Annotated in this window: 17 protein-coding genes; 16 read left to right on the top strand and 1 reads right to left on the bottom strand. The window is 40.7% G+C overall.

The window, feature by feature from the left end:
- Positions 1-538: 538 nt before the first annotated feature.
- The 11 genes from ASJ81_RS17990 (at position 539) to ASJ81_RS17940 (ending at position 18,895) form a co-directional block, all read left to right on the top strand.
- Complete coding sequence (locus ASJ81_RS17990) at positions 539-1,225, top strand: ArsR/SmtB family transcription factor (RefSeq protein WP_095645549.1); 687 nt, start codon at positions 539-541, stop codon at positions 1,223-1,225.
- Positions 1,222-3,489, top strand: coding sequence for a CDC48 family AAA ATPase (locus ASJ81_RS17985; RefSeq protein ID WP_095645548.1), 2,268 nt, complete (start codon positions 1,222-1,224; stop codon positions 3,487-3,489). The genes ASJ81_RS17990 and ASJ81_RS17985 overlap by 4 nt, the downstream gene beginning before the upstream one ends.
- 152 nt (positions 3,490-3,641) lie before the next feature.
- Positions 3,642-4,169 (top strand): archaeal heat shock protein Hsp20, encoded by a 528-nt coding sequence (hsp20, locus tag ASJ81_RS17980; RefSeq protein ID WP_095645547.1) that lies wholly within the window; start codon positions 3,642-3,644, stop codon positions 4,167-4,169.
- A 54-nt stretch (positions 4,170-4,223) separates the two neighbouring features.
- Positions 4,224-4,721 (top strand): Hsp20/alpha crystallin family protein, encoded by a 498-nt coding sequence (locus ASJ81_RS17975; protein ID WP_095645546.1) that lies wholly within the window; start codon positions 4,224-4,226, stop codon positions 4,719-4,721.
- A gap of 1,617 nt (positions 4,722-6,338) precedes the next feature.
- Positions 6,339-7,445, top strand: a complete 1,107-nt coding sequence (locus ASJ81_RS17970) for a DUF1646 family protein (protein WP_095645545.1) — start codon at positions 6,339-6,341, stop codon at positions 7,443-7,445.
- Positions 7,446-8,753: 1,308 nt separating this feature from the next.
- Positions 8,754-9,866 carry a DUF1646 family protein gene (locus ASJ81_RS17965; protein ID WP_095645544.1) on the top strand — a complete coding sequence of 371 codons (1,113 nt, stop codon included), beginning with the start codon at positions 8,754-8,756 and terminating at the stop codon, positions 9,864-9,866.
- Positions 9,867-10,989: 1,123 nt separating this feature from the next.
- On the top strand, positions 10,990-12,102 hold the full coding sequence (locus ASJ81_RS17960) for a DUF1646 family protein (protein WP_095645543.1): 1,113 nt from the start codon (positions 10,990-10,992) through the stop codon (positions 12,100-12,102).
- Between the two features lie 508 nt (positions 12,103-12,610).
- A complete protein-coding gene (gene rbcL, locus ASJ81_RS17955) occupies positions 12,611-13,939 on the top strand; it encodes a type III ribulose-bisphosphate carboxylase (RefSeq protein WP_275112584.1) in 1,329 nt (442 codons plus the stop codon).
- Between the two features lie 25 nt (positions 13,940-13,964).
- Entirely contained in the window at positions 13,965-15,092 is a 1,128-nt protein-coding gene (locus tag ASJ81_RS17950; RefSeq protein ID WP_338037643.1) for an L-threonylcarbamoyladenylate synthase, read from the top strand.
- Positions 15,093-15,194: 102 nt separating this feature from the next.
- On the top strand, positions 15,195-15,428 hold the full coding sequence (locus ASJ81_RS17945) for a hypothetical protein (RefSeq protein ID WP_048108560.1): 234 nt from the start codon (positions 15,195-15,197) through the stop codon (positions 15,426-15,428).
- 26 nt (positions 15,429-15,454) lie between these two features.
- Positions 15,455-18,895, top strand: a complete 3,441-nt coding sequence (locus ASJ81_RS17940) for a DNA polymerase II large subunit (protein ID WP_095645541.1) — start codon at positions 15,455-15,457, stop codon at positions 18,893-18,895.
- Positions 18,896-19,316: 421 nt separating this feature from the next.
- Here ASJ81_RS17940 and mmp10 read toward each other — a convergent pair whose 3' ends face one another.
- The gene (gene mmp10, locus ASJ81_RS17935) at positions 19,317-20,552 is read right to left on the bottom strand and encodes a methyl coenzyme M reductase-arginine methyltransferase Mmp10 (protein ID WP_095645540.1); all 1,236 of its coding nucleotides are present in this window, start codon (positions 20,550-20,552) and stop codon (positions 19,317-19,319) included.
- 418 nt (positions 20,553-20,970) lie between these two features.
- Here mmp10 and mcrB point away from each other — a divergent pair, with 418 nt between their 5' ends.
- The 5 genes from mcrB to mcrA are packed head-to-tail and all read left to right on the top strand — an operon-like array spanning position 20,971 to position 25,913.
- Entirely contained in the window at positions 20,971-22,275 is a 1,305-nt protein-coding gene (gene mcrB, locus ASJ81_RS17930) for a coenzyme-B sulfoethylthiotransferase subunit beta (protein WP_095645539.1), read from the top strand.
- 23 nt (positions 22,276-22,298) lie between these two features.
- On the top strand, positions 22,299-22,814 hold the full coding sequence (gene mcrD, locus ASJ81_RS17925) for a methyl-coenzyme M reductase operon protein D (RefSeq protein WP_095645538.1): 516 nt from the start codon (positions 22,299-22,301) through the stop codon (positions 22,812-22,814).
- Between the two features lie 7 nt (positions 22,815-22,821).
- Complete coding sequence (gene mcrC, locus ASJ81_RS17920) at positions 22,822-23,442, top strand: methyl-coenzyme M reductase I operon protein C (protein ID WP_095645550.1); 621 nt, start codon at positions 22,822-22,824, stop codon at positions 23,440-23,442.
- A 1-nt stretch (position 23,443) separates the two neighbouring features.
- Positions 23,444-24,190 (top strand): coenzyme-B sulfoethylthiotransferase subunit gamma, encoded by a 747-nt coding sequence (gene mcrG, locus ASJ81_RS17915; protein ID WP_095645537.1) that lies wholly within the window; start codon positions 23,444-23,446, stop codon positions 24,188-24,190.
- Positions 24,191-24,200: 10 nt separating this feature from the next.
- Entirely contained in the window at positions 24,201-25,913 is a 1,713-nt protein-coding gene (gene mcrA / locus ASJ81_RS17910; RefSeq protein WP_095645536.1) for a coenzyme-B sulfoethylthiotransferase subunit alpha, read from the top strand.
- Positions 25,914-26,935 lie beyond the last annotated feature (1,022 nt).

Below are 26,935 nucleotides of genomic sequence, written 5' to 3'. Positions count from 1 at the left end.
GGGGGCGACGGCTTATACGAGACATTAGATAATATATTGAACAATCAATATATCTATTTTATGGATTAACATCAGAATCTAAGCACTAGTTCAGGTTCAACAAAGAGTTTGTCAGGAACTAATGAAAACAATAAGTATTTTGTTCTCCATACTCATGAATGACAACTCTTATTTTGTTAACTTGCACTTAGTTCAGCCGTTTCTTCTAGCCATTTCTTCTTATACTTCAATCCAATTTTGCTGTTAGTTAGTACCTCATATCTAGACTTTCTTATTTTTGTTTATTATAAAAAGCAAGTAACTGCACAAACAATTACGCAAATAACCAGGGAAACATTTATATATATTTAATGATAACTATTGGTTACTATCATGTACATTCTCCTTTCCAGCTAGTCTTCCGGGTAAAGTTTCAGGCAGGTTTTCCTGTTCGAATTTACTCAAGGCTAGACACTTATAACCAAAATAATACAATCTCAAAAGTCTGGCACTATTGCCTTAATATTTCACAAATTTAGATTATTATCAGAGGAAAATAATGGACCCGACAAAATTACTTGACATTCTGGGGAATGAAAACCGAAGGAAGATTATTCAACTTCTTGCAAATCGTCCCTGCTATGTCAGTGAGATCTCTAGCAGGTTGGGAGTAGGGCCAAAAGCCATAATAAGTCATCTAGGTCTGCTTGAGCAGGCAGGACTTATAGAATGCAGTGTGGATGAACAGAGGCGCAAGTACTTCAATATCGCAAACAACATGCGACTTGAAGTATCAGTATCTCCATATGCCTATACAGTAACGCTTCATGATGTTCCTTTTGATAGGGAAAATAAAGAAGAGGATCCTGTGGGAGAGGAGACTCCTCAAGGGGAAGAACCGTCGGCTTTCTTTCTAAAATTGAACGGCAGACTTAAGGAACTCAAAAAAAGGCAAGAAGAACTTGCACAGATGCAGCAGCAGCTCCAGGCTGAGTACACAGAAGCTATGAACCGTTGTCTTGACTCAATTGAAGAAATAGCCAGGAACCCTGTAGAGTGTGAGCTCCTGTTTGAGCTTCTGAAAGATGAAACCACTTTGGCTAGCTTATGTTACAATCTGCGCTTGCACCCGAGTATTGTTAACGCTAACCTGATAGACCTTACAAAGAGGGGATTTATTGAGTATGGTATCAAAAATAACCAGTATTACTGGAAAATCCGTGAGATCGGAGTTGAGAACGAATGATTGAAGAAACTAATTTGAGAGTCGCTGAAGCTTATCATAAGGATGTGGGCAGGGGAATTGCAAGAATTGACACCCGCTTGATGCAGCAGATGGGGCTTGTAAGTGGGGATATAGTTGAGATATCAGGAAGAGCCAAGACCTACGCAATTGTCTGGCCAAATGTAGAGCGTGAACAGGAAAATCGGATTCGGATCGACGGGAACCTGCGCAGTAATGCCAAAGTTGGGATCGATGACAGGGTCACAATCCAGAAAGTCCAGGCAAAACATGCCCAGAGAGTTACCCTTGCTCCTTCTCAACCTGTGAGACTTGTTGGAGGGGCTCACTACATTCTCAGAATTATTGAGGGGAGACCCTTGAACAAAGGTCAGCAGATCAGGGTGGAAACTGTAAATAACCCTTTGACTTTCGTAGTTGCATCTACAAGACCTGCCGGACCTGTTGTTGTTACTAAAGACACTGATATAGTCATTAAGGAAAAATCTGCGGAGGAGATCCGGGTTCCAGAAGGCATTTCATATGAGGATATCGGTGGGCTTAAACGGGAAATTCAACTTGTCAGAGAAATGATTGAGTTGCCGCTGAGACATCCCGAACTCTTTCAGAAGCTTGGAATTGAACCTCCCAAAGGAGTTCTGCTTCATGGGCCTCCAGGCACGGGTAAAACACTGATCGCAAAGGCAGTTGCGAGTGAAACCGATGCAAATTTCATTACTATTAGTGGCCCTGAAATCGTTTCCAAGTATTATGGAGAGAGCGAGCAGAAGCTTCGTGAAATTTTCGAAGAAGCCGAAAAAGACGCACCTTCTATTATCTTCATAGATGAGATTGACTCCATAGCTCCCAAACGCGGTGAAGTTACAGGAGAAATGGAACGCAGGGTAGTTGCTCAGTTGCTGTCCCTCATGGACGGGCTAAAATCCAGAGGCGAGGTAGTTGTAATCGCTGCCACAAACCGCCCTAACTCAATAGATGAAGCTCTCCGCCGTGGTGGAAGATTTGACAGGGAAATAGAAATCGGAGTTCCTGATCGTAATGGTAGGAAACAGATTCTTCTCATTCATACTAGAGGTATGCCTATTCAGGAGGACGTAAGCCTTGGTGAAATTGCAGATGTAACTCACGGGTTTGTAGGCGCTGATCTGTCTTCTCTCTGTAAAGAAGCTGCAATGCATGCTCTTAGAAGGATAACTCCTGAAATCGATATAGAAGAAGAAGAAATTCCGCAGGAGATTCTTGATAAGCTTGTAGTCACCAAAGATGATTTTAAGGAAGCCCTGAAGAATATCGAGCCTTCGGCGATGAGGGAAGTTTATGTTGAGGTCTCTCATGTAGGATGGGGGGATATCGGAGGACTTGAAAATGCAAAACAGGAACTTATTGAGGCTGTAGAGTGGCCACTGAAGTACCCTGAAATCTTTAACACTATCAGTGTAAAACCTCCCAGAGGAATACTATTGTTCGGGCCTCCAGGTACGGGTAAAACTCTGCTTGCAAAAGCTGTTGCAAGTGAAAGCGAAGCTAATTTCATCAGCATTAAAGGTCCGGAGCTGCTTAGCAAGTATGTGGGAGAGTCCGAGCGTGCGGTTAGGGAAACTTTCAGGAAAGCCAAACAAGCTGCACCGACAGTGGTCTTCTTTGACGAGATCGATTCAATTGCTCCCCAAAGAAGTTCTGTTTCAGATACGCACGTGTCCGAAAGAGTTGTCAGTCAGATCCTTACCGAACTTGATGGAGTGGAGGAGCTCAAGGACGTAATTATTGTTGCGGCCACGAATCGGCCTGATATGGTAGATCCTGCGCTTCTTAGGCCTGGCCGTTTTGATAGGCTTATCTATGTCAAGCTGCCTGATAAAACAAGCAGGGAAAAGATCTTTGAAATCCATACACAGGGAAAACCCATTGCAGAAGATGTAAATCTCTCCGAACTCGCTGATTTGACAGAAGGGTATGTGGGTGCGGATATCGAGGGTATTTGCAGGGAAGCTGCGATGCTGGCACTGAGGGAAATCGTTACTCCAGGAGTTGGCAGAAAGGACATTGAGAAACGGGCAGGCGAAATCAGTATTTCAAAGAAGCACTTTGAACATGCAATCCGCCGTGTAAAGCCTACAACATCCAGGGAAAACCTTGCAGCTTATGAACGGAGTGCTGAATTCTTTGCTAAATACGCAACTGAGTTTGAAGAAGAAGTTCCCGAGGCTGAAGAACCGGAAAAAGAAATCGAACACGAAAATGTTCCGGGTTTTTTCCAGGCTCAGTAAGCCCACTTCCTTATAAGCCGGTGACTCCCGGCTTTTTATTATCAAGAATTCAGGAACCAATGAACAGAAACAATGACTGATTTATACTAGCTGATTTGATATATTCACAAATAACGAGTTATCAATGGATAAATTAATATCGGGGTAATTATATGGACAGAGACAGTAAAAAAAGGAAAAATTTTTTCGATGAAATTTTCGGAATTGACCCGATTAAGGACGTGGACGAGATGTTCGAACGCTTCAGCAGGGCAATGGGTATGAGTGTGGAAAATTTCGGGCAGGAACCTTTCGTTTATGGTTTTTCCTTAACTCAGAGACCAGGAGAAGAACCTGAAATCCGTGAATTCGGGAATATTCCTATGTTTGAGCATACTGAGACCGAAGAAAAGTGTTGTCTTGATACAAGAAAACCCCTTATTGATATACTGGAAACCGAAGAGAAGGTTCATGTGATTGCCGAGATTCCGGGTATCGAGAAAGAAAATATCAGACTAAACGCAACTGATTTAATACTTGACATCGAAACAATAGATGGGAATCCAAAATATTCCGAACGTGTAGAACTGCCCGTAAAGGTTGACCCCCAGAGCGCTAAAGCTACATACAAAAACGGTGTGCTGGAAGTTACCTTTAAGAGGCTGGAATCCAGTTCCCGAACCTCAATAAACATTGAGTGACTTTCCGGGAATTGCACTTCAAGTGTAACAGCACGAGGAAAAATAGAGGTAATAATGGTGGGCACAAGAAAAAGAAAGGATTTCTTTGAAGATTTTGGGTCTGAACTTTTTGACAACCTGGAAGAAATGATCGAAGCCCTCCTGGAAGATATGGGAGAGTCTGTCCCCTTCGTTTATGGATTTTCTATCATTCATTGCCCGGGGGAAGATCCTGAACTCCGGGAGTTTGGAAACGTTTCGGAACATTCTGAAGATGAAGAGAATCTCTTCCCCTCCGAAATAAGAGATCCTTTAATTGATATTTTTGAAAGTGAAGAACTGGTACACGTACTTGCAGAAATACCGGAAATAGAAAAAGAAAATCTCCTTCTGCATGCTACTGCTCAAAATCTTGAAATCAGGATCCTTGGAACTTCCGAGTACTCACAAGACATAGAGCTTCCGGTTCGTGTGGACCCTAAGAGTGCAAAAGCCAGTTATAAAAACGGAGTACTTGAGGTTACTTTCAAGCGTTGTAATGAAGAAAAGCCCGTTGAAATTGAAATTAACTGACGCAAACGGCCTTGAAGAACTGAGCGAGTTAAAGATCTAATTGAAGAGTTAAGTACAAAAACATACTGAGAAACGATTTGAAAATTATAGCTAGTACTTCGATTCCTAAGTACACTCATAAAACTGAAATTCTAAATCTATTCATTGATCAATAAACTCTTCCTTCGATTTATTGATCAATTTTTGAATCGATACACTAGAAATGATTAGTCTTAAGTTCTGATAATCGCATGTCGAATAGTAGTTAAAAACAGATCGTGAAAAACATATAGCGTTAAAAATAGAAAGCATGCAGAACTTTCTATAGACAAAAAGTGTTTCTGTTGTTTAAAGTGAGAACTTAAACTTTTCAATGCATGTTATTTGTATATTTTATTAGTGCGCTTTCTACGTGTACTTTAATTACTTTTAATTTTTTTACTTTCCTTTTACTTCACTTTATTTTTATGTCTTATTTATGAGTTTATTTATGTCTTATTTATGAGTTTATTTATGTCTTATTTATGAGTTTATTTATGTCTTATTTTATAGTTTGTTTATGTCTTATTTTATAGTTTGTTTATGTCTTATTTATGAGTTTATTTATGTCTTATTTTATAGTTTGTTTATGTCTTTTATGAGTTGCCCTTATCTCGATTTTTGTTATATTAATATAATATATTTTTGTAATATCTTTTCATACTCCATATCAACATACTATTTCTTGACCCAGGTATTGAGACTCTCAACAATATCCGATTTAATCTATTTTGGCATATTATAAATTAAAAATTATATATTCTATAAAAATAAAACATCCCCTAAATTGTATAAAAATGATTCGATTGATTGTAAAATATAAAACTAAATAATTTATGTCTTAATGTTATAAATTTTATACTTTTGGACTTTCTTATAACTAACTGTACTTTTAATGTGAACAAAAGCAAAAAATATATACGCATTATTGTTTAACAGGGAATCTGTAGTCCCGAAACAATAAAAACATGTGTGGTCGAAGACGAAATTTCAAGGCATTATCTGGTTAGAGGAACTTGACTCTTCTACTCTCAAGACTGGAATAAGTCTTGTACATAATGTACTTGATCCGTTCACAGTCGAAAACTTAGAGGGCTTCTCGATAAAAAACTCAATACTATACGAGTAAGAAAGATAAAAGTGACAGAAATAAATTTGTTATCTTTTATGGGGTAAAACAATATCTCATAAAGCTAAGATCAAAATATTCTATCAAGAGCCAAAAAAATCTTAGATAAGGCTTCTATTGAGAAGCAAATTGAAAATCTTTCTCATAAGTATGGATATTGAACTAATCTATGGAAAAATATAGAAGACCTTTATAAAACGAAAGTAATCGGGGCTTTTCAATGTTTAACATTAGTTAATTAATCAGTTAATTTCCAAACATTTTGTAATCTACAGTGCTCACAATTAATGATTTTACTTATCAATAAACAGTATACTTGTTACATTCACGTATCGATCAACTATTTTATCCCCCTAAAAACAGAGCTTTAGGCTGTTTTTAGGGTCAAATGTATACAGCATAGTCTACAGGCTTACTTTTCTGTGAACACTATAGACCACTATAGACTAAATAGTAAAGGAGGAAAATTAATGGGTCTAGAACCAGGAATTTTAGCTGGCTTTCTTGTAATATTCCTTGCCGTATTGCTCGGCCCTTTTAAAGTCAAGATTATTGAGGAGAATCTGGAAGTATTTCTGTTTTTATGCGGAGTTGCGACAATGACAATTTCAGGTTTTGTCGAACTTCCGAATACAGAAACAGGCTGGAGGCCGGAGATTATCAAAGAAGCGTTGACTTCACCGCTGAACTCTTTACATATTGCAGGGATTCCGATCGGTATATTCCAGGTAGTTCTTATTGTTGGTTTAATTATCTATAAATGGCATGAACCTATTCAAAAGGTAATAGGGAAAATTGCCTCAGCGCTCTCTGTTAAGATTCTGTCTTTCATTCTCATTGTTATTCTTGGTCTGTTTTCCAGTGTGATGTCGGCTATCCTTGCATCAATCATTCTCGTTGAGGTGGTTAATGCAATGCCTCTCTCACGAAAATCCAAAATAGATCTTACAATTATCGCATGTTTTTCAATCGGACTTGGTGCAGCGCTTACTCCTCTTGGAGAACCTCTCTCCACGATCGCGATCTCTAAATTATCCGGTGCACCTTACCATGCGGGATTCAACTTCTTAATGCAAATGCTTGGCATATATATCGTTCCAGGTATCTTTGCTTATGGGCTTTTTGGGATGTTCGTCCTTGGAAAAGCTGGTGTGAACGATCCCGGAATGAAAGCCGAAGAATATAATGAAACTGTAAAAGACGTTGTAATGAGGGCTGTTAAAGTCTACTTGTTTATTATGGCTCTTACATTACTGGGAGATGGTTTCAAGCCTATTATTTTCGAATATTTTGCACAAATACCCCCATCAATATTGTACTGGGTTAACATGGTTTCTGCTATCCTTGACAACGCTACTTTAGCAGCAGCTCAAATAGGACCTACCCTTAGTGAAGCCCAGATAAAAGGTATCCTTATGGGTCTTTTAATTGCAGGTGGAATGTTGATCCCTGGAAATATTCCGAACATCATCTCTGCAGGCAAATTGGGCATAACAAGCAAAGAATGGGCAAGGCTCGGATTGCCTGTTGGGCTCGTTTCTATGGCTATCTATTTCGTCATCATCTTTGTGCTTTGAGTCTAAAATAAAAACTTGGCCATAGTTAATAGATTCAGTTTCAAGATTCAGTGAATAAAGTATAGATTATTCAGTGAGTAAAGTATAGATTATTCACTGAATAAAGTATAGATTAGATCACTGGATTTTGAAACTGAATCAAGCCCTTCAAAACATTATAATAACTGATAACCTTACGGTGTTCTCTTTATACCTTACAGTGTTCTCTTCAAATTCAATGGAAAGCAAATTTCAAGGATTTTCTGGAAATTTGAGATTTAGTGTCCCCTTATATTTGGCTAGAATTAAACCAGAGAAAATATACTAAAAAAGCTTGTTTAATTCAGGACCGATTTACTTTCTCAAATTTGCCGGAATTCTAATTTTTCTAACTTGAAAATTTTTATTTAATTTGAAGAAAATCCATTTGTTAGTTGGATTTCCCAGTATCATTTTTCAAATGTAATTTTTCTATGATCGTTGCAAGTATCAATGTCTGATTTATAATTTTTTCGTTTTAGATATTAGTCCCAGTGTTTAACATGAGTTCTTTATATCTTTTCTCGGAATATCACTCAGGCTTTAACCACCTATTTTCTTTTAAATCAGCAGAGTTTTTTCTTTTTTCTATAAGAAGCCTGCAATTTATAATCGAACTAAATGCTTCCTAAACGAAATGAAAACAAAAAAAAGCTTGCTCCTTGCCAGAAATCTGGAATAAATATTCTAAGAGTGTGATTGAGATATGTTCCGAAGCATGAAGCATGATCGAATTCTTTAATTTTGAGAATTTGTTAAAAAATATACATTGTCCCTTATTTTCTCCCATTGTCCCGTATATATGCACAAAAGTGTTATATATTTTCCCAAATTGGCAGTAATTTTAATATTTGTTTTATCTTTTAGATATAATGTAGGGCAAATGGGCAAATAAATTCTACATTTGTGCTAATTTTACAAACTATCGGTTCTGAACCAATTTTAACTAAAATTTTTGTACTTAATGTCTACTTTTATATATAAAACAATTTAACAGGTTTACTTAATAGATGAAAGGTCCGAAGCTATATGATTTCTCCGATTTTTGGACCGAAAGTAATTTCTGTTTATAATAAAAAATGCATTATGGGCAAAGTCCATTCTCAAAAAGTAAATAAACCTTATTTGTAAAAAATATAAAAATTAATTTGAATATTAAAGACTAATATATTACCAAAGAATAAATAGAGCAAGTCTTTATAAGACTAAAACATTCTAGGCTCTAACACTGTTTCACAGTAGGTAATTCAGACTTTGCGGTCTAAAAATATTAAAGGAGGAAAAAAAGTAATGGCTCTTGAACCAGGAATTTTAGCTGGATTTCTTGTAATATTCTTAGCCGTGTTACTCGGCCCTTTTAAAATACATGTTATTGAGGAAAATCTGGAACCATTTCTGCTTGTGTGCGGAATAGCAGCAATGACTCTTTCAGGTTTAGTCGAAATACCGGGTAACGAGACCGGCTGGCGAATGGAGATCATAGAAGAAGCATTTACTGCACCGCTGCATGTTGGGGATATATTCGGTATTCCAATAGGCATATTCCAGATAGTGCTTGTCGTTGGCTTGATCATCTATAAATGGCATGCTCCGATTCATAAAGTAATTAGAAAATTAACTGATATGCTTTCTGTAAAAGTCTTGGGTTTTCTTCTCATTGTTATTCTTGGGTTTACTTCAAGCGTGATGTCAGCTATTCTTGCATCAATTATTCTTGTTGAGGTAGTTAATGCGATGCCTCTCTCACGAAAGTCCAAGATAGACCTTACAATTATTGCTTGTTTCTCAATTGGCCTTGGCGCTGCACTTACCCCTCTTGGAGAACCGCTTTCAACAATTGCCATCTCAAAATTATCTGGTGCACCTTACCATGCTGAATTTATGTTTTTATTTAACATGCTGGGCAAATACATTATTCCAGGTATCCTTGTCTATGGTATTATTGGAATGTTTTTCCTTGGAAAAGTTGATACGAAAGACCAGGGAATGACCGCAGCCGAATATAATGAGACTGTAAAAGATGTTGTAATGAGAGCTGTAAAAGTTTATGTGTTTATCATGGCTCTTACATTTCTCGGAGATGGTTTCAAACCTCTTATACTTGAATACTTCATACAAATCCCGTCAGGTATTCTTTACTGGGTGAATATGGTCTCAGCTATTCTCGATAACGCCACTCTTGCAGCTGCTGAGATAGGACCTGCTCTTAGCGAAGTCCAGATAAAGAGTATTCTTATGGGGCTTTTAATTTCAGGTGGAATGTTAATCCCTGGAAATATCCCGAACATCATCTCCGCAGGAAAACTTGGTATTAACAGTAAAGAATGGGCGAGGCTTGGATTACCTCTTGGGCTTGTTTCTATGGCTATCTACTTCGCCGTTATATTTGTGTTTGGGTTCTAAACTTAAAATTTGCCCACCATTGTAAATAGAATTAAGTTTCAAGATCCAGTAATTTTCATGTTTTGAATTTATCACTGGATCTTGAAATCTAATCTCGATAAAACCTTTAAAACGATAAAAACTTTAATAAATACTCCTATTTTTGTATTTTATCCGAGTTTGATGAAAAAAGCAAATTTCAAAATTTTTATTGTAGTTCTAGACTGTTAACAATTTATAAATATATTAAAATTGTTTACATAATTACAATATGTTAAAATTGTTTACATAATTACAATATCTTAAAATTGTTTACATAATTACAATATGTTAAAATTGTTTACATAATTACAATATCTTAAAATTGTTTACATAATTACAATATGTTAAAATTGTTTACATAATTACAATATCTTAAAATTGTTTACATAATTACAAATATGTTAAAATTGTTTACATAATTACAATATCTTAAAATTGTCTATATAGTTACATAAGTGTGGATAGTACTGATAAATTATTACATTTTTTCCTAGAAATTTTCTTATCTATTTTGAATGAAATACGTTTATTTTTTAATTACAGCATTTATTTTCCAGTAAGTCTTTTTAAAGTTTTAATGAGACGTACAAGGTCAAATTCAATCTTCAAATTGTTATTTTTCTATATGTGTCCATGTTAGGTATTCTTCTATAATTTTTACCACATATATTTCGAAACTCTCTTATTGAAACGACAACTGGAATAAACTCTCTAAAGTCTGATTATTATCTCCTTCTTACCTTTTCTACTGACTCAGTTAAAGGAAATCAGCCTTAACAGTTTGCTTATTTGACAGCTTGCTTATAATCCACATTTACGGTCTGCAATTTTGGGAACGAAGTAAGTAAACACTTTCTGCAAACTTGAATATCAATTTTCATCCAAACTCACGTGTAAAGTAACTTTGATTTTTTTTCAGCTTCAAAGACTTTAAATCGAGTATATACGGAACAATTATATTATTGAACAGTATAACTACAGGTTAATTTATAATAAAGCAGGTCATCTTAATGGCCATATAGTCGAGGCTTTGTAATTTTTTCCTGTATATAAGTCTCCCCAGGCAATCAATAATCTAAAAATTACCAGAGGAGGAAAAATAATGGCTCTTGATCTAGGAGTTCTAATTGGATTTCTTGTGATATTCCTGGCCGTATTGCTAGGACCTTTTAAAGTACATGTTATTGAAGAGAACTTGGAAGTATTCCTTTTTATATGCGGAGTGCTTGCAATGTCTCTGTCAGGTTTTGCTAAAATTCCGGGCGTAGAGACGGGCTGGAATTTGGAGATAATCGAAGAAGCAATAACTGCACCGCTGCATGTTGGAGATATATTCGGCATTCCAATAGGCATATTCCAGATAGTGCTTGTCGTTGGCTTGATCATCTATAAATGGCATGCTCCGATTCACAAAGCAATCAGAAAGTTGACTGACACGCTTTCAGTCAGGGTTCTGGCCTTTATTCTCATTGTTGTCCTTGGGTTTACTTCAAGCGTGATGTCAGCTATTCTTGCAGCAATTATTCTCGTTGAGGTGGTTAATGCGATGCCTCTCTCACGAAAATCCAAGATAGACCTGACAATTATTGCATGTTTTTCAATTGGCCTTGGCGCTGCGCTTACTCCCCTTGGTGAACCTCTTTCAACAATTGCCATCTCAAAATTATCTGGTGAGCCTTACCATGCAGATTTCATGTTCTTATTTAATATGCTAGGGAAATATATAATTCCAGGTATCCTTGCTTATGGTATTGTTGGAATGTTTTTCCTCGGAAAAACCGGTACAGAAGAACACGAAATGGAAGCGGCAGATTATAATGAGACTGTAAAAGATGTCATAACGAGGGCTGTAAAGGTTTATGTGTTTATTGCAGCACTCGTATTGCTCGGGGAAGGATTCAAGCCTATCATTTTCGAGTACTTCATTCAGGTCCCGTCTATGGCTCTTTACTGGATTAATATGGTTTCTGCCGTCCTTGATAATGCCACTCTCGCAGCTGCTGAGATAGGACCTGTCCTCAGCGAATTCCAGATAAAAAGCGTACTAATGGGACTTTTAATATCAGGTGGAATGCTGATTCCAGGAAATATCCCGAATATCATCTCTGCAAGCAAATTGGGTATAACCAGTAAGGAATGGGCAAAGCTTGGATTACCTCTTGGACTTATCTCGATGACTGTATATTTCATTGTACTGTTTGTACTCGATATTTAATGTCAAAATGTGCATATGTACTTGATATTTAATATCAAAGTGTACGTATTTAATCCGACAGTTTAATCTGGTACAGCAGTTCAACTTAGAGCCTATCCGAAAAGTCAGTAATGCATTCGAAAAGTTGCAATAGATCTGATATCCGAGCATCTGTTCCGGTTTTGCATATTGCATATTGTAAAAATTATAGCGGGTAACTACTTTTCGGATAGGCTCTTAGTTACAGTCTCAAAAGGATGAGAACGAAATCTTAAGAACATACTAAGAGGTTTACTTAATCCAAAGCTGAAAAAAACCTGAAATATAGCTTAAATCCCCAAAAGCGGAGAGTAATATCACCAAATATCAGCACTAGTCTATAGAACAATTGAGTTCTATTGTTTTTCTGTTTCTTTTTATGCTATTAACTCATACTATTTTTTTCAATTTATCAAATAAACAAGTTTTTATTTATGTTCCGTTACTTCCTTCAACCAGAACTATAATTCTATTTAGTATATTCTAACGTATTTTATTCTGGAGATTAACTTATTCAGCAAGGAGGAAAACAATGCGAAGGGATTATATAGACACGGGCTACAGCCCAAAGGATACCGATCTGATATGTGAGTTTCATATCGAACCGTCAGCAGGAGTGAATTTTGAGGAAGCTGCAACTCATATGGCAGGTGAAAGCTCTATAGACTCCTGGACTGAAATTTCAACGCTGAGTCCCGAACTTGCAGCCAGGTTAAAGCCCCATGTCTTTTACGTGGATGAGGATGCGCAGACTGTAAGGGTAGCTTATTCGGAAGAGCTCTTTGAACTCGGTTCGGTCCCGCAGGTACTCAGTGCGGTTGCAGGAAATATCCTGAGTATGAAAGTAGTTGATAATCTTAGGCTGCAGGATATTGCTTTCCCCGGTTCGATGCTTAATGAGTTCAAAGGCCCTAAATTCGGGTTGCCAGGAATCAGGGAACTTACAGGAGTTCAGGACAGGCCTCTCATAGGAACTATTGTCAAGCCGAAAGTTGGATTAACCTCCGAAAAACACGCTGAGGTTGCTTACAAATCCTTTGCAGGAGGCTGCGATCTTGTCAAAGATGATGAGAACCTTACGGATCAGAAATTTAACAGCTTTGAAAAAAGAGCTGAACTTACCCTGAAGCTTGCAGAAAAGGCAGAATCTGAGACCGGAGAGCGTAAAATGTATCTCTGCAACATTACTGCCCCTACCTGTAAAGAAATGATCCGTCGTATGAACATCCTTAAAGACCTGGGTGCCAGTTATGCGATGATCGACATCGTACCTGCAGGCTGGACTGCACTTCAGACCCTAAGGGAAGAAGCAGACGATGCAGAACTTGCACTCCATGCTCACCGATGCATGCATTCAGCCTATACTCGGAATCCACGCCACGGGATAAGCATGCTTGTCGTTGCCAAGCTCTGCAGATTAATCGGGCTTGACCAGCTTCACATAGGTACGGTTGTAGGAAAAATGCACGGAGAAAAACACGAGGTTCTATCTCTTCGTGATGAATGTGTGCTAGACAATGTGCCTGCGGATGAAAGCCAGCATGTCCTTGCCCAGGATTGGGGGAGATTGAAACCCATGTTCCCTGTTGCGTCTGGAGGGCTTGCTCCTACTATGATTCCTGACCTGTACGCTATCTTCGGAAGGGATGTTATTATGCAGTTCGGTGGCGGAATTCACGCCCATCCAATGGGCACGGCAGCCGGTGCCACTGCTTGCAGGCAGGCACTTGAAGCAACTCTTGAAGGAGTTAGCCTGCAAGAATATGCGAAAAACCACAGAGAACTTGAGGTTGCCGTCGATAAATGGCTGAAAAAATAAACAGAAGAAACAGCTACAGAAAGTTATGATCGAAAAGGAGTTTACCCCTGTGCAGGCAGAAAACGGAAATAAAGTAAAGACTCTGGTTTTTAGGGTCTCCGAAGAAAATTTTGATTCCGTCCTTGAAAGAGCGTCAGCGATTATCAAGCGTGGCGGAACTGTAGCTTTTCCCACGGAAACGGTTTACGGCCTTGGAGCTGACGGTCTGAACCCTGAAGCAGTCCTGAAGATTTTCGAGGCAAAAAAACGTCCTCCGGGAAATCCCCTTAGCCTGCTTGTTCACTCAAGGGAAGATGTTGAGATAGTGTCAAGAAACATTCCCGAAAGCGCTTTCAGGCTAATGGATGCTTTCTGGCCTGGCCCTCTTACGATTGTTCTGGAGAAAAACGATATTGTCCCAAACATTACTTCAGGAAGACTAAAATCAATAGGAGTCCGCATGCCTGACCATAAAATTCCTCTGGAACTCATAAAGAGAGCAGGAACTCCTCTTGCTGCTCCCAGTGCCAATCTGTCAGGAAAGCCTAGTCCCAGCCTTGCAACCCACGTTATGTCGGATCTTACAGGCAGGATTGATGCAATTCTTGACGGAGGGGAGGCTGCCATAGGTCTTGAGTCAACTGTAATTGATATGACTATCAAGCCACCTGTTGTGCTCAGACCTGGAGCAGTAAGTCTCGAAGAGCTTGAAAACGCTATAGGAAAGGTCAGGTCCGGATACAAAAATGGTGAAGCTGGGAATGAACCTGATCTGTCGGAAAAAAAAGCAGGTCAGAAATACGGTCATTATATCCCTGACACAAAGGTTGTGCTTGTTGAAGGAGAAGGTAAATCGGTTTCCGAAAAGCTTGTCAAACTGCTTGAAAGCTATAGAAGCGAAGGGCAGAAAGTCGGGCTTCTTCTCAGTGAGGAAACCAGTAAGGAGACTGCAACTTTCCTTGCTTTACAAAACTTGGACCCGTATGAGTGTCTTTTGCTAGGGCCCAGGGAAGAACCAGAAGTGGCTGCTAGAAAACTTTTTGAAGGGCTCAGAAAGCTTGACAAGAAAGGACTGGATGTAATCGTGGCTGATGGGTCATTTAGCCGTTTTGGGCTTGGGGAAGCTCTTATCAATCGACTGAGGGAAGCATCCTCCATAAAGATTGTTGCTTAAGCTCAACTGTAATATAGTGTTGTAAGCTCGATTGTAAACAGTTTTTAAGCTCAGTTGTGACAGAAAATTGAAGATTTATTTAATGGTTGAGAGGGAAGAATTTTGAACGCTGAGAAAAAAGAGAATCTGGTAAAAATGCAGGCTCATAAAAAAGTCGTAGATCAGAACAAAAGAATAAACAAGATTAACCTTGTAGTATTGGCTGCAGGCCTGCTTTTAACAGTTTTGGGCATGGAGAAGGCAGGGAGTTATCTTATCTGGGTAGGCATCTTTGTCCTTTTTATAACCTCAATTTCAAGCATTCTGGCATCCGGATCTCGTCGCAGGCAGAGATAATACCAATTTTTTAAAGGGGCTTTTAAATGGGTGAGACAATTGCAAGTAAAGAAATGCATGAATACTTCGACGAACTTGAAGCAAGGCTCAAAGAAGCCATTAAAATTGCAAACACAGCTCGAGCTCGTGGAGGTGACCCAAAGCCCATTGTAGAAATTCCTCTTGCCAAAGATCTTGCTGATAGGGTTGAGAACCTTATAGGAGTAGATGGAGTTGCTGCAAAAATCCGGGAACTTGAGAACAAAATGTCAAGGGAAGAGGCTGCCCTTGAAATTGGGCGTCAGGTTGCAGAAGGAGAAGTAGGAAGTTTCGCAACAAAAAAGGATGCAGTTGAAGCTGCTATCCGGGTTTCCATGGCTACACTTACGGAAGGAGTGGTTGCAGCCCCTATTGAAGGGATTGATAAAGTCGAACTGGGGAAGAACGACGACGGTTCGCAGTATATTCGGATTTTTTATTCCGGGCCTATAAGGAGTGCAGGAGGAACAGCCCAGGCTCTTTCCGTACTTGTAGGTGATTATGTAAGGCGCGGAATAGGTATTGACCGCTATAAACCAAGGCCTGAGGAAGTAGAGCGTTATGTGGAGGAGATCCTGCTTTACAAAAAAGTTGCAAGCCTTCAATACATGCCTTCTGAAGATGAAATTCGCCTGATTGTCAAGAATTGCCCTGTTTGTATTGATGGAGATCCAACCGAGGAAGCTGAGGTTGAAGGGCATAGGGATCTGGAAAGAATTGGGACAAACCGTGTCAGAGGGGGAATGTGCCTTGTACTTGCCGAAGGGCTTGCCCTTAAGGCACCAAAGGTTAAGAAACATGTTAACAAGCTGAACATGGATGGATGGGATTGGCTGACAACCCTTATAGGAGGTGCAAAAGCTGGAGAAGATGAGGAAAATGAGCAAAAAAATAAGATCAAGCCAAAGGATAAGTATATAAGAGACCTGATTGCAGGCAGGCCGGTTTTTTCCCATCCTTCAAGGCCAGGAGGGTTCAGGCTTCGCTATGGCCGTTCCAGAAATACCTCTTTTGCGGCTGCTGGGATTAACCCATCTACTATGGTTTTACTTGACGATTTTATTACTAATGGAACCCAGCTCAAAGTTGAAAGACCTGGAAAGGCTGCAGCTATGTCTGCTGTAGACTCGATAGAAGGGCCAACTGTGCGCCTTCGTTCCGGAGACCTTGTCCGTGTAGACAATATAAAGGAAGCTTATGAGCTTCGCTCTCAGGTAGAGGTAATTGTAGATATCGGAGAGATCCTGATTAATTACGGGGACTTTCTGGAAAACAATCACCCTCTTATGCCTTCACCTTATGTTTTTGAATGGTGGATTTACGATTATGAAGCGGCTTGCTCTGAGGAAATACCTGAAGAGGAATTAAAAAATCCGTCGTCCTTTCTGGCTCTCAGGCTTGCGGAAGAATACGAGGTCCCTCTACATCCGAAATTTACATACCTCTGGCATGATATAGACCGAAATGAATTTGAAGCTTTAAGAAAATTCGTGGCTGAGAAAGGAAATTTCTCGGTTGAAGATGGGATTCTCAGATTACCTCTGAAAGCCTGTATGGAAAGTGGTGTCAAATTCATACTTGAAAAACTCCTTTTACTTCACAGGGTAAAAGCTGACACAATACTGATTGAAGAAGCTCTTCCTTTTATTCTCTGCCTTGGGCTTGATCACCAACTTAAAGAGAAGGCCAAAATGCCTGATACTGATAATATGGTGGAGGCTGCGGCTCTTTTAAGTGGGTTTAAAGTTCTTCCAAGGGCTCCTTCGAGAATTGGGGCAAGGATGGGAAGACCAGAGAAATCCAACTTGAGAAAAATGTCTCCTGCAGCTCAGGTTCTTTTTCCTATAGGTAATGCTGGGGGAATTACGCGGAATATTGTATCCGCTTCAAGTTACTCAGCATCCATGAATGGGAAAATAGGCGAAATTGAAGTGGAGATGGGAATCAGGGAGTGTCCTGCCTGTGGGAAAGAGACTTATTTCTGGCGCTGTGACTGTGGAGAGTATACCCGTCCAAAACTCTTCTGTCATCGCTGTAAAATTGAGGTTCGAAACTCCGAAACTTGCCCTAAATGCGGTAGAAAGCCAACTTCCGTTGCAAATGTCAAATTGGATTTTCATTCCATTTATAAGCAGGCTTTTGAGAATGTAGGGGAAAGAGAGAAAATGGCCCTCATCAAAGGTGTAAAACGGCTTATGAATGGGCAAATGACTCCCGAACCCCTGGAAAAGGGAATCTTGAGGGCAAAACATAATGTCTATATTTTTAAGGATGGGACTGTTCGCTATGACATGTCGGATATTCCCCTTACACATATCAGAGCGGATGAAATAGGGATAACAGCAGCTAAGCTCCGGGAACTCGGTTATGTAGAAGACGTTTACGGAAAGCCCCTTGAAAGAGATGACCAGATCGTCTGCCTGAAGGTTCAGGATCTTGTGATTTCTTATGACGGAGGTGAGTATATGCTGCGTATCGCAAAATACGTGGATGACCTGCTTGTGAAATATTACGGGGTTGAACCTTATTACAATGCCGAAACAATCCAGGATCTTGTAGGCGCACTGCTCATCGGGCTTGCTCCGCACACCTCCGCAGGCGTGCTGGGGCGTTTAATAGGGTTTACACGAGCTTCAGTCGGCTATGCTCATCCTTTCTTTCACGCTTCAAAACGCAGGAACTGCGATGGAGATGAAGATTGCGTAATGCTTCTCATGGATGGAATCCTTAATTTCTCAAGGTCTTATCTCCCGGATAAAAGGGGTGGGAAAATGGACGCTCCTCTGGTACTTACTACGAGAATTGATCCCAAAGAAGTGGACAAGGAGGCACATAATATAGATGTACCTGCCAGATACCCTCTGGAGTTCTATAAGGCTACACAGGAGATCAAAAATCCTACAGAGCTCGAAGGTATTATGGATCTCGTGAGCAGTCGACTTGGAACCCCCGAGCAGTACGATCATTTTATGTTTACACATGACACTTCGGATATTGCTGCAGGCCCTCTCAATTCTTCATATAAAACTCTGGGAAGCATGATTGAAAAAATGGAGGCTCAACTTGCCCTTGCTGACAAAATAAGGGCAGTAGATGCTCCTGATGTGGCTGAAAGGGTGCTCAAGTCTCATTTCCTTCCTGATCTTCTCGGAAACCTCCGTTCTTTTTCCAGGCAGCGGATGCGCTGTATAAAATGTGGAGAGAAATTCAGGCGCCCTCCACTAACTGGAGCCTGCCCTAAGTGCGGAGGTAATGTAGTACTGACCGTACACGAAGGAGCTGTCCGTAAGTATCTTGAGATTTCAAAAGAAATTGGAGAACGGTATGGGGTTTCTAGCTATACCAGACAGAGAATTGAACTTGTGGACAACGATATATGTTCTCTATTCGAGAATCACAGGGTTAAACAGCTGGGACTTTCAGATTTCATGTCTGGATCTGCGCGCTGAGAATAAATAATACTAGATCGTAACATTTGGAATAAATTAATTTAATTGTCTGAAAGGAGACAGGGCAGTTTGAGAGCCCTAAAATATAGAAGTATTTATTAATTAGTTTTCTAATTTTACTCTAAATAGTCTTATTTTTCCTTCTGGAAATAAACCCTTTTCAGGTTTTGACAGTTTCCGACAGGGAAAATTTTTCTGTCTTAATGTTGACAACTTTTCTATGTATTTTTTCGTGTAATTGTATAATTATATAGTTATATAGTTATATAGTTATATAACTATATAACTATATAACTATTTATCTACTATCTGTTTGATTATCTGTATCTTATACAGAAAAAATTCTTTTATGCTGTTGGTGCTTTTTTCTCAGATTAAGGCTTGGGTTTGATATGACTTAATTTGTTTGATATGACTTAATTTATTTCACAGGCAGCCCAAGGGAGTTAATCTGCTCTATGAGTTCGGTAAAGTTTTTAATTTCCAGTTCCAAAACCTCTTCTTTGTTCATGCCTATTGACATTTCACCATCTACAGAAAGAAGCTCTGGACCCCTGCGAACAAGCCTGTCAATCCCGTCTCTTTTAAAGGCCTCTTTAACTTCCATGTCATGAACAAAAGCCCTCCCCGGGATAAAAACAGTCTCGCTTACTTCAGATAGATCCATGTTTTTGAGATCCTCAATAGTAATGAGACACCCAATGTCTTTTTTTGGAGAAACTACATTTACGGACCCTCCGAGAGCTTCAAAGATTTCCCTCAACCTTGGAACTGCTATCTGGCCTGTAATTATAGTAGCTCTTTTTGTTGTCCTCGGAAGTTTTTCAAGGGCTTCGGGAACATTTCGAATAGCAAAAGGAGAGCCAATTAAAGGATCTTCAAGCGGGGTTCCTGTTATCCTTATTGAGGGGTGCTTTGCTGCAGAGTTGCGTACCAGCTCAGTGAATCCCTCAATGTTATGTGGAATTATGCCAGGAATAATAGGAGCATTATTCAGGATAAGTCCGTTTTCCGAAAAGTTTGCAAATCTCATTAGAATCGCTCCTTTTGCACCCATAGTTTCAAGATCATTGAGAGTCTTATCAAGGATCTTCCCGTCATTTACTCCAGGGATGAGCACAATTGCTCCGTATACGTCACAATGAGCACAGAAGTCTCGAAGAACCTGTATAGAAGCTTCGGGTTCCGGATCTTTCATGTATTCTGCTCTTAGAACCGGATCAGTCGCAAAGACTGTAAAACTCACCTCTGTGACTCCATTGTCTATATAAAAAAGAGCATCATCGGGCTTGCTGAAACCTTTTCCGCTTGTATACCCTAGATGTATTGGGGTCTTGAACTGAGATAAGAAAGCTACGAGATTCTTCAGTTCAGGATAACAGCTTAAATCGCCTCCTCCGCTAATAGTGAACTTTTTAATCTTGCCACTTGCGAAATAGAGTTTTCTTGAAGTTTCCTCCAGTACTATTTGGAGAGGCTTGAAACCCGAGTATAATTCCTTTACACCGCGTGTGCAGTAGTCACAACCTTTTTTGAACGGAAGACAATGTTTGCAGCCCAGAGGCTGAATGTCTTTGACCTTTTTGAAATAACAGTACTTGCAAAAGCCTCTACAGTCTACTCCTGGATTTCCGCCTACATCGACAACTACTTCCATATTAAACTTTCGTATTACCAAGATATTACTAAATCTTTTTGGTATGATTTTCAGGTACAAAACAACATAATCATAAATTTCGTCTATATTCTCAATTTTCATAATAACTATTTTTTATAAGTAGTCTGGTATATTTTTGGCAGGTTTTAAGTATCTTGAAATTTCATTTTCCCATCGCTATCGTTTTTTTATATCTTTTTCCAAAAATAGATTACAAATTAATAAAATATATTTTAAAAAAATACATGAATTCATTTATCGGAGAACACAAAAGATTTAAGTACCTTCTAAACGAATGAGATTTCATTGGGAAAGTGGACACTTAAAAACAAAGCGGTACTTGATTTATTGAGTGCAAAAGCACTCGAGTAGGTGACCAGTCCCAAAATGATTTTAATAAATTAAGGAGGAAATTAAAGTGTCTGACACAGTAGACATCTACGACGACAGAGGAAAACTGCTCGAGAGCAATGTCGACATTATGAGCCTTGCTCCAACAAGAAACGCAGCAATTAAAAAGATTATCATGGACACCAAGAGGTCAGTTGCAGTCAGCCTCGCAGGTATCCAAGGTGCACTTGCCAGCGGCAAGATGGGTGGAAAGGGCCGTCAGATCTTAGGCCGCGGACTTAACTATGACATTGTAGGCAATGCTGATGCAATTGCAGAAAACGTTAAGAAACTTGTCCAGGTCGATGAAGGTGACGATACCAATGTCATCAAAGTCAAAGGCGGAAAGAGCCTGTTGGTCCAGTCCCCACAGTCCAGGATGATTGCAGGTGCCGATTTCATGTCTGCAACAACAGTTGGTGCAGCAGCAGTCACCCAGACTATTATGGACATGTTCGGAACTGACCCCTATGACGCTCCTATCGTAAAAGCCGCTGTTTGGGGAAGCTACCCACAGACAATGGATCTCATGGGTGGTCAGGTTCAGGGCATTCTCAGCATCCCCCAGAACAACGAAGGTCTTGGCTTCTCCCTCAGGAACATTATGGCCAACCACGTTGCAGCAATCTCTAGCAGGAATGCAATGAACGCATCAGCTCTCTCTTCTATCTACGAACAGGCTGGTATTTTCGAGATGGGTGGAGCAGTCGGTATGTTCGAGAGACATCAACTCCTCGGTCTTGCATACCAGGGTCTCAACGCCAACAACCTCTTATATGACATCGTAAAAGAAAACGGTAAGAACGGTACCATTGGAACCGTTATCGAGTCCATTGTCCACAGGGCAATTGAAGCTGGTATTATCTCCGTTGACAAGACCGCTCCCTCTGGATACAATTTCTATAAAGCAAACGACGTTCCGATGTGGAATGCCTGTGCAGCAGTCGGTACCCTTGCAGCCACCCTCGTAAACTGTGGTGCAGGACGTGCAGCTCAGAACGTTTCCTCAACTCTTCTCTACTTCAATGATATCCTTGAGAAGGAAACTGGTCTTCCAGGCTGTGACTACGGTAAAGTAGAAGGTACAGCAGTAGGATTCTCATTCTTCAGCCACTCCATTTATGGTGGCGGTGGGCCTGGTGTCTTCAACGGTAACCACGTTGTTACCAGACACTCCAGAGGATTCGCAATCCCCTGTGTATGCGCAGCAGTCGCTCTTGATGCAGGTACCCAGATGTTCACAATCGAATCAACATCCGGCCTGATAGGTGACGTCTTTGGTGCAATTAAGGAATTCCGCGAGCCGATAAAGGCAGTTGCAGGAGCGCTCTAAATAATAACTCAAAAGGTCTAACGATGTCAGACTCTGCTTCAAGTACGGAAGATTCTATTCAAATCGAGATTTTTCCCAGTAGAATCCTGTCCCCTGAAACGGCTCAGAAGCTCATGGCTGAAATCTACAAGGTGGATGGGGTAATCCGCGTCATGTTGCAGGGCAACAGGCTGCCTGAAAAGGTGTCTGCCGGCCCTGGGACTGGGGAAAAAGTGGAACATCCACTGAGAAAGCCTATTCAGATTGGAGACCAGGTTATCGAATTAAAGATCTGTGTGGGTAGGATCAGGGTTGAACTTTCAAATGCCGAAGCTAAAGAACAGATCAGGGAAGTGTGCGAAAAACTGCTCCCGTTTCCCTTTGAATTCAGGGAAGGACATTTCCTCAGGAAAAAGCCTACTGTAACTGACTATGCTAAACTTGGTCCTGAAGCAGACCCTCGGTTGCTTGGTATGGTAGATCCTAGAACCAGGGCAGATCAGCTCATCTTTATCGAGAAACAAGAAGAGCAAGAGAAGAAAAAAGATAAAGATGAGTGAAAAAAGTATGATGATCGATCGGGAAACGCAGGTAGTTGATTGCCGATGCGGCGCAGGACTTGGCAAAGGAGGAGGACTTGCTCAGCGAGGTACTCTCTCGGAAGCCGGCCGTGCTGAGGTAGTGGCTATTGCAATGAGTCCCGGCCAGAGACATATCACAAGGCCGGTATGTGAGATCACATACGGCATGAGGAAAGAAAACATTCAGGTCAGTGTGCTGGTACTTTACTCAGGTTCCGGAATCCCTGAATCAGGTATGAGGACCGGATCTTTTGTACTGAGTCCGGTAGAAGTTGCACAGATTGAAATGCACAAGCTGGCCGTGATTCACCTCGGAAATATCAAGGATCATGTGGTTAGAAAGACCAGGGAAATTCTGAGCCAGGCTAATATTCCGGCGATTGTAGTCAGCCAGATCCCGGTAGATTTTGAGGATTTTGCAGAGGCAGGGATAAAGACGAGATTAGTAATGCCAAGGGATGAAAATATTCGTACAAAAGGAATTGTGATGGATATGGTGAGTGGAGTTACACGCGGTGACTCCTGTCCCAGGGACAAGCTAAATCTTATTATTAAATACGTCAAGACTACATTAGACCAGTTAGAAAATCATAAAGGAGTTGCATGAGATGGCTTACGAAAGACAATTTTATCCAGGCGCAACATCAGTTGCCGATAACAGAAGAAAACACATGTCTGGAAAACTTGAGAAACTCAGGGAAATTTCAGACGAAGACTTAACCGCAGTTCTTGGGCACCGCGCTCCAGGGAGCGATTATCCAAGCACCCACCCACCACTTGCAGAAATGGGAGAACCTGCATGCTCGACTCGTGAAAATGTTGCACCTACACCCGGCGCAGCAGCAGGAGACAGAGTAAGGTACATTCAGTTTGCTGACTCAATGTACAATGCACCTGCAACCCCATACTTCAGATCCTACTTTGCAGCAATCAACTTCAGAGGTGTAGACCCAGGTACCCTTTCCGGTCGTCAAATAGTTGAAGCCCGTGAAAGAGACATGGAACAGTGCGCAAAGGTTCAGATGGAAACCGAAATCACTGACCATGCACTCGCAGGTGTGCGTGGTGCAACAGTGCACGGTCACTCTGTCCGTCTCCAGGAAGACGGTGTAATGTTCGACATGCTCGACAGGAGGAGACTTGAGAACGGTACCATCATAATGGACAAGGACCAGGTTGCAATTCCACTCGACAGGAAAGTGGACCTCGGCAAGCCCATGTCCAGCGAAGAAGCCGCAAAGAGAACCACAATTTACCGTGTGGACAATGTAGCCTTCAGGGACGATGCAGAAGTCGTTGAATGGGTACACAGGATATTCGATCAGAGGACAAAATTCGGTTTCCAGCCGAAATGAGGTGACCACAATGGCAGCAGACATTTTCTCAAAATTCAAAAAGGATATGGAAGTCAAGTTCGCACAGGAATTTGGTTCAAACCAGCAGAGTGGTGGCGACATCACCGGCAAGACTGAAAAGTTCCTGAGGTTAGGCCCTGAGCAGGACCCCAGAAAGGTCGAAATGATTAAAGCCGGTAAGGAAATTGCTGAGAAAAGAGGTATTGCATTCTATAACCCAATGATGCACTCCGGTGCTCCTCTCGGTCAGCGTGCAATTACTCCTTACACCATTTCCGGTACTGATATTGTTTGTGAACCTGATGACCTCCACTACGTGAACAACGCTGCAATGCAGCAGATGTGGGATGACATCAGGAGAACCTGTATTGTCGGTCTTGACCTCGCTCATGAGACCCTTGAGAAGAGGCTGGGTAAGGAAGTTACCCCTGAAACCATCAACCACTACCTTGAAGTCCTTAACCATGCCATGCCCGGTGCAGCAGTGGTTCAGGAAATGATGGTCGAAACCCACCCTGCCCTTGTTGACGACTGTTACGTGAAAGTCTTCACAGGTGACGACGCCCTCGCAGACGAAATAGACAAGCAGTTCCTTATTGACATCAACAAGGAATTCTCCGAAGAACAGGCAGCCCAGATTAAGGCCTCCATCGGCAAGACTTCCTGGCAGGCAATCCACATCCCAACAATTGTCTCCAGAACAACTGACGGTGCTCAGACCTCCAGGTGGGCAGCCATGCAGATCGGTATGTCTTTCATTTCCGCATACGCAATGTGCGCCGGTGAAGCAGCCGTCGCTGACCTGTCCTTCGCTGCAAAGCACGCAGCCCTTGTCTCAATGGGTGAAATGCTCCCAGCAAGGCGTGCACGTGGACCAAACGAGCCCGGTGGACTTTCCTTCGGTCACCTCTCAGACATCATCCAGACAAGCCGCACATCCGAAGACCCAGCAAAGATTGCTCTTGAAGTCGTCGGTGCAGGCTGTATGCTCTACGACCAGATCTGGCTCGGATCCTACATGTCCGGTGGTGTCGGATTCACACAGTATGCAACAGCTGCATACACCGATGATATCCTCGACAACAACGTGTACTATGATGTTGACTACATCAACGACAAGTACAACGGTGCTGCAAACGTAGGTAAGGACAACAAGGTAAAGGCAACTCTCGATGTCGTAAAGGACATCGCAACCGAGTCCACACTCTATGGTATCGAGACCTACGAGAAGTTCCCGACTGCCCTTGAAGACCACTTTGGTGGTTCCCAGAGAGCAACCGTGCTCGCAGCCGCAGCCGGTGTTGCATGTTCCCTCGGAACTGCAAACGCAAATGCCGGTCTTTCTGGCTGGTACCTCTCCATGTACCTGCACAAGGAAGCATGGGGCAGACTCGGATTCTTCGGTTTCGACCTGCAGGATCAGTGCGGTGCCACAAACGTTCTGTCCTACCAGGGCGACGAAGGTCTCCCAGACGAACTCCGTGGTCCAAACTACCCCAACTACGCAATGAACGTCGGTCACCAGGGTGGATACGCAGGTATCGCTCAGGCAGCTCACTCAGGCCGTGGAGACGCATTCACCGTCAACCCACTCATCAAGGTCTGCTTCGCTGACGACCTCCTGCCCTTCAACTTCGCTGAGCCCAGGAGAGAGTTCGGCCGCGGTGCCATTAGAGAGTTCGTTCCTGCTGGTGAGAGATCCCTCGTCATTCCAGCAAAATAAATTCGATAAATTAAATACTTTAAAACAGAGTAGGCCTTCTGGCCTACTTTTTGTCTCTTTTTATACTGGTTTTTCTTTACTGTTTTTCCGTAAATCGCTATTTATCTAAGAGCTTATCTCAAAATAACATTGTGTACCATACTTACGCGGTTGTACTGGGAATCGATAACATCAAAAACTTGAAGATACTGCCAACTTTAATGAGTTTTAGGCTGAAGTTTATGGATGAAAGCATATGGAGATTAAATGATTGGAAAGTAAAATCTGGTTTTGTTCCTTGTATGTTCTATATTATGAAAAATCCTTTATTTTCATACCTCTGCTTATATGTTGTGAATTTACGTAAGGTTTGATAACTACTTATTTTAAATGAATTGTTGGTTTTGTGATCTAAGTATTGGAATTTAGAGTGTTACAAAATTTCAGTAACCTGTCTTGATTATTGGGTGTCAAAGATAAAAATAATTCTAAAAAATGAAAATATTTAAAAAAATGAAAATAATTGCGAGAAGATAAAAATAATTCTGTTCTATCCCCAAATTATTTCGCTTTTTAATTTCTTTTATTGCAGTTATATATCATATACAGATAGCCCACTGTTTTGCCAACTTCTAATTTGTTTCCTCTACATAATCATTTCACAATACCAAAATAGAACAGGAATTTACTCAACATTTAACCTTTTTCGCCGCCTGCTGTTGTATTATACATTGGACTTCCAAATAGGTTTGAGTCTGCGAAATCATTTAAATAATTTCCATGTTTTTAAAGGTTCTGTTAAGTCATTGTCTAGTACAGTACAATGGTCATTTTTTGAAGATAACTAATACTAATAAAATGATTTCAACAATATTAGCTAACAAAAACTTAACAGAGCCATTTTAATTAAATCCATCCAAAGAATTTCTCAAAAAATCCAGCTTCTTTTACTTCTACCGGAGCATCAAGAACATCAGAATAATTGGTATCACCTTCCGGAGTTTCATATTTTAAAACCGTATCAATTCCATATACTTTAGGGA

The organism is Methanosarcina spelaei (assembly GCF_002287235.1).
Lineage (GTDB): Archaea > Halobacteriota > Methanosarcinia > Methanosarcinales > Methanosarcinaceae > Methanosarcina > Methanosarcina spelaei.
Note: the sequence above shows the minus strand (reverse complement) of the source record. Positions and strands in the feature narration are given on the sequence as shown.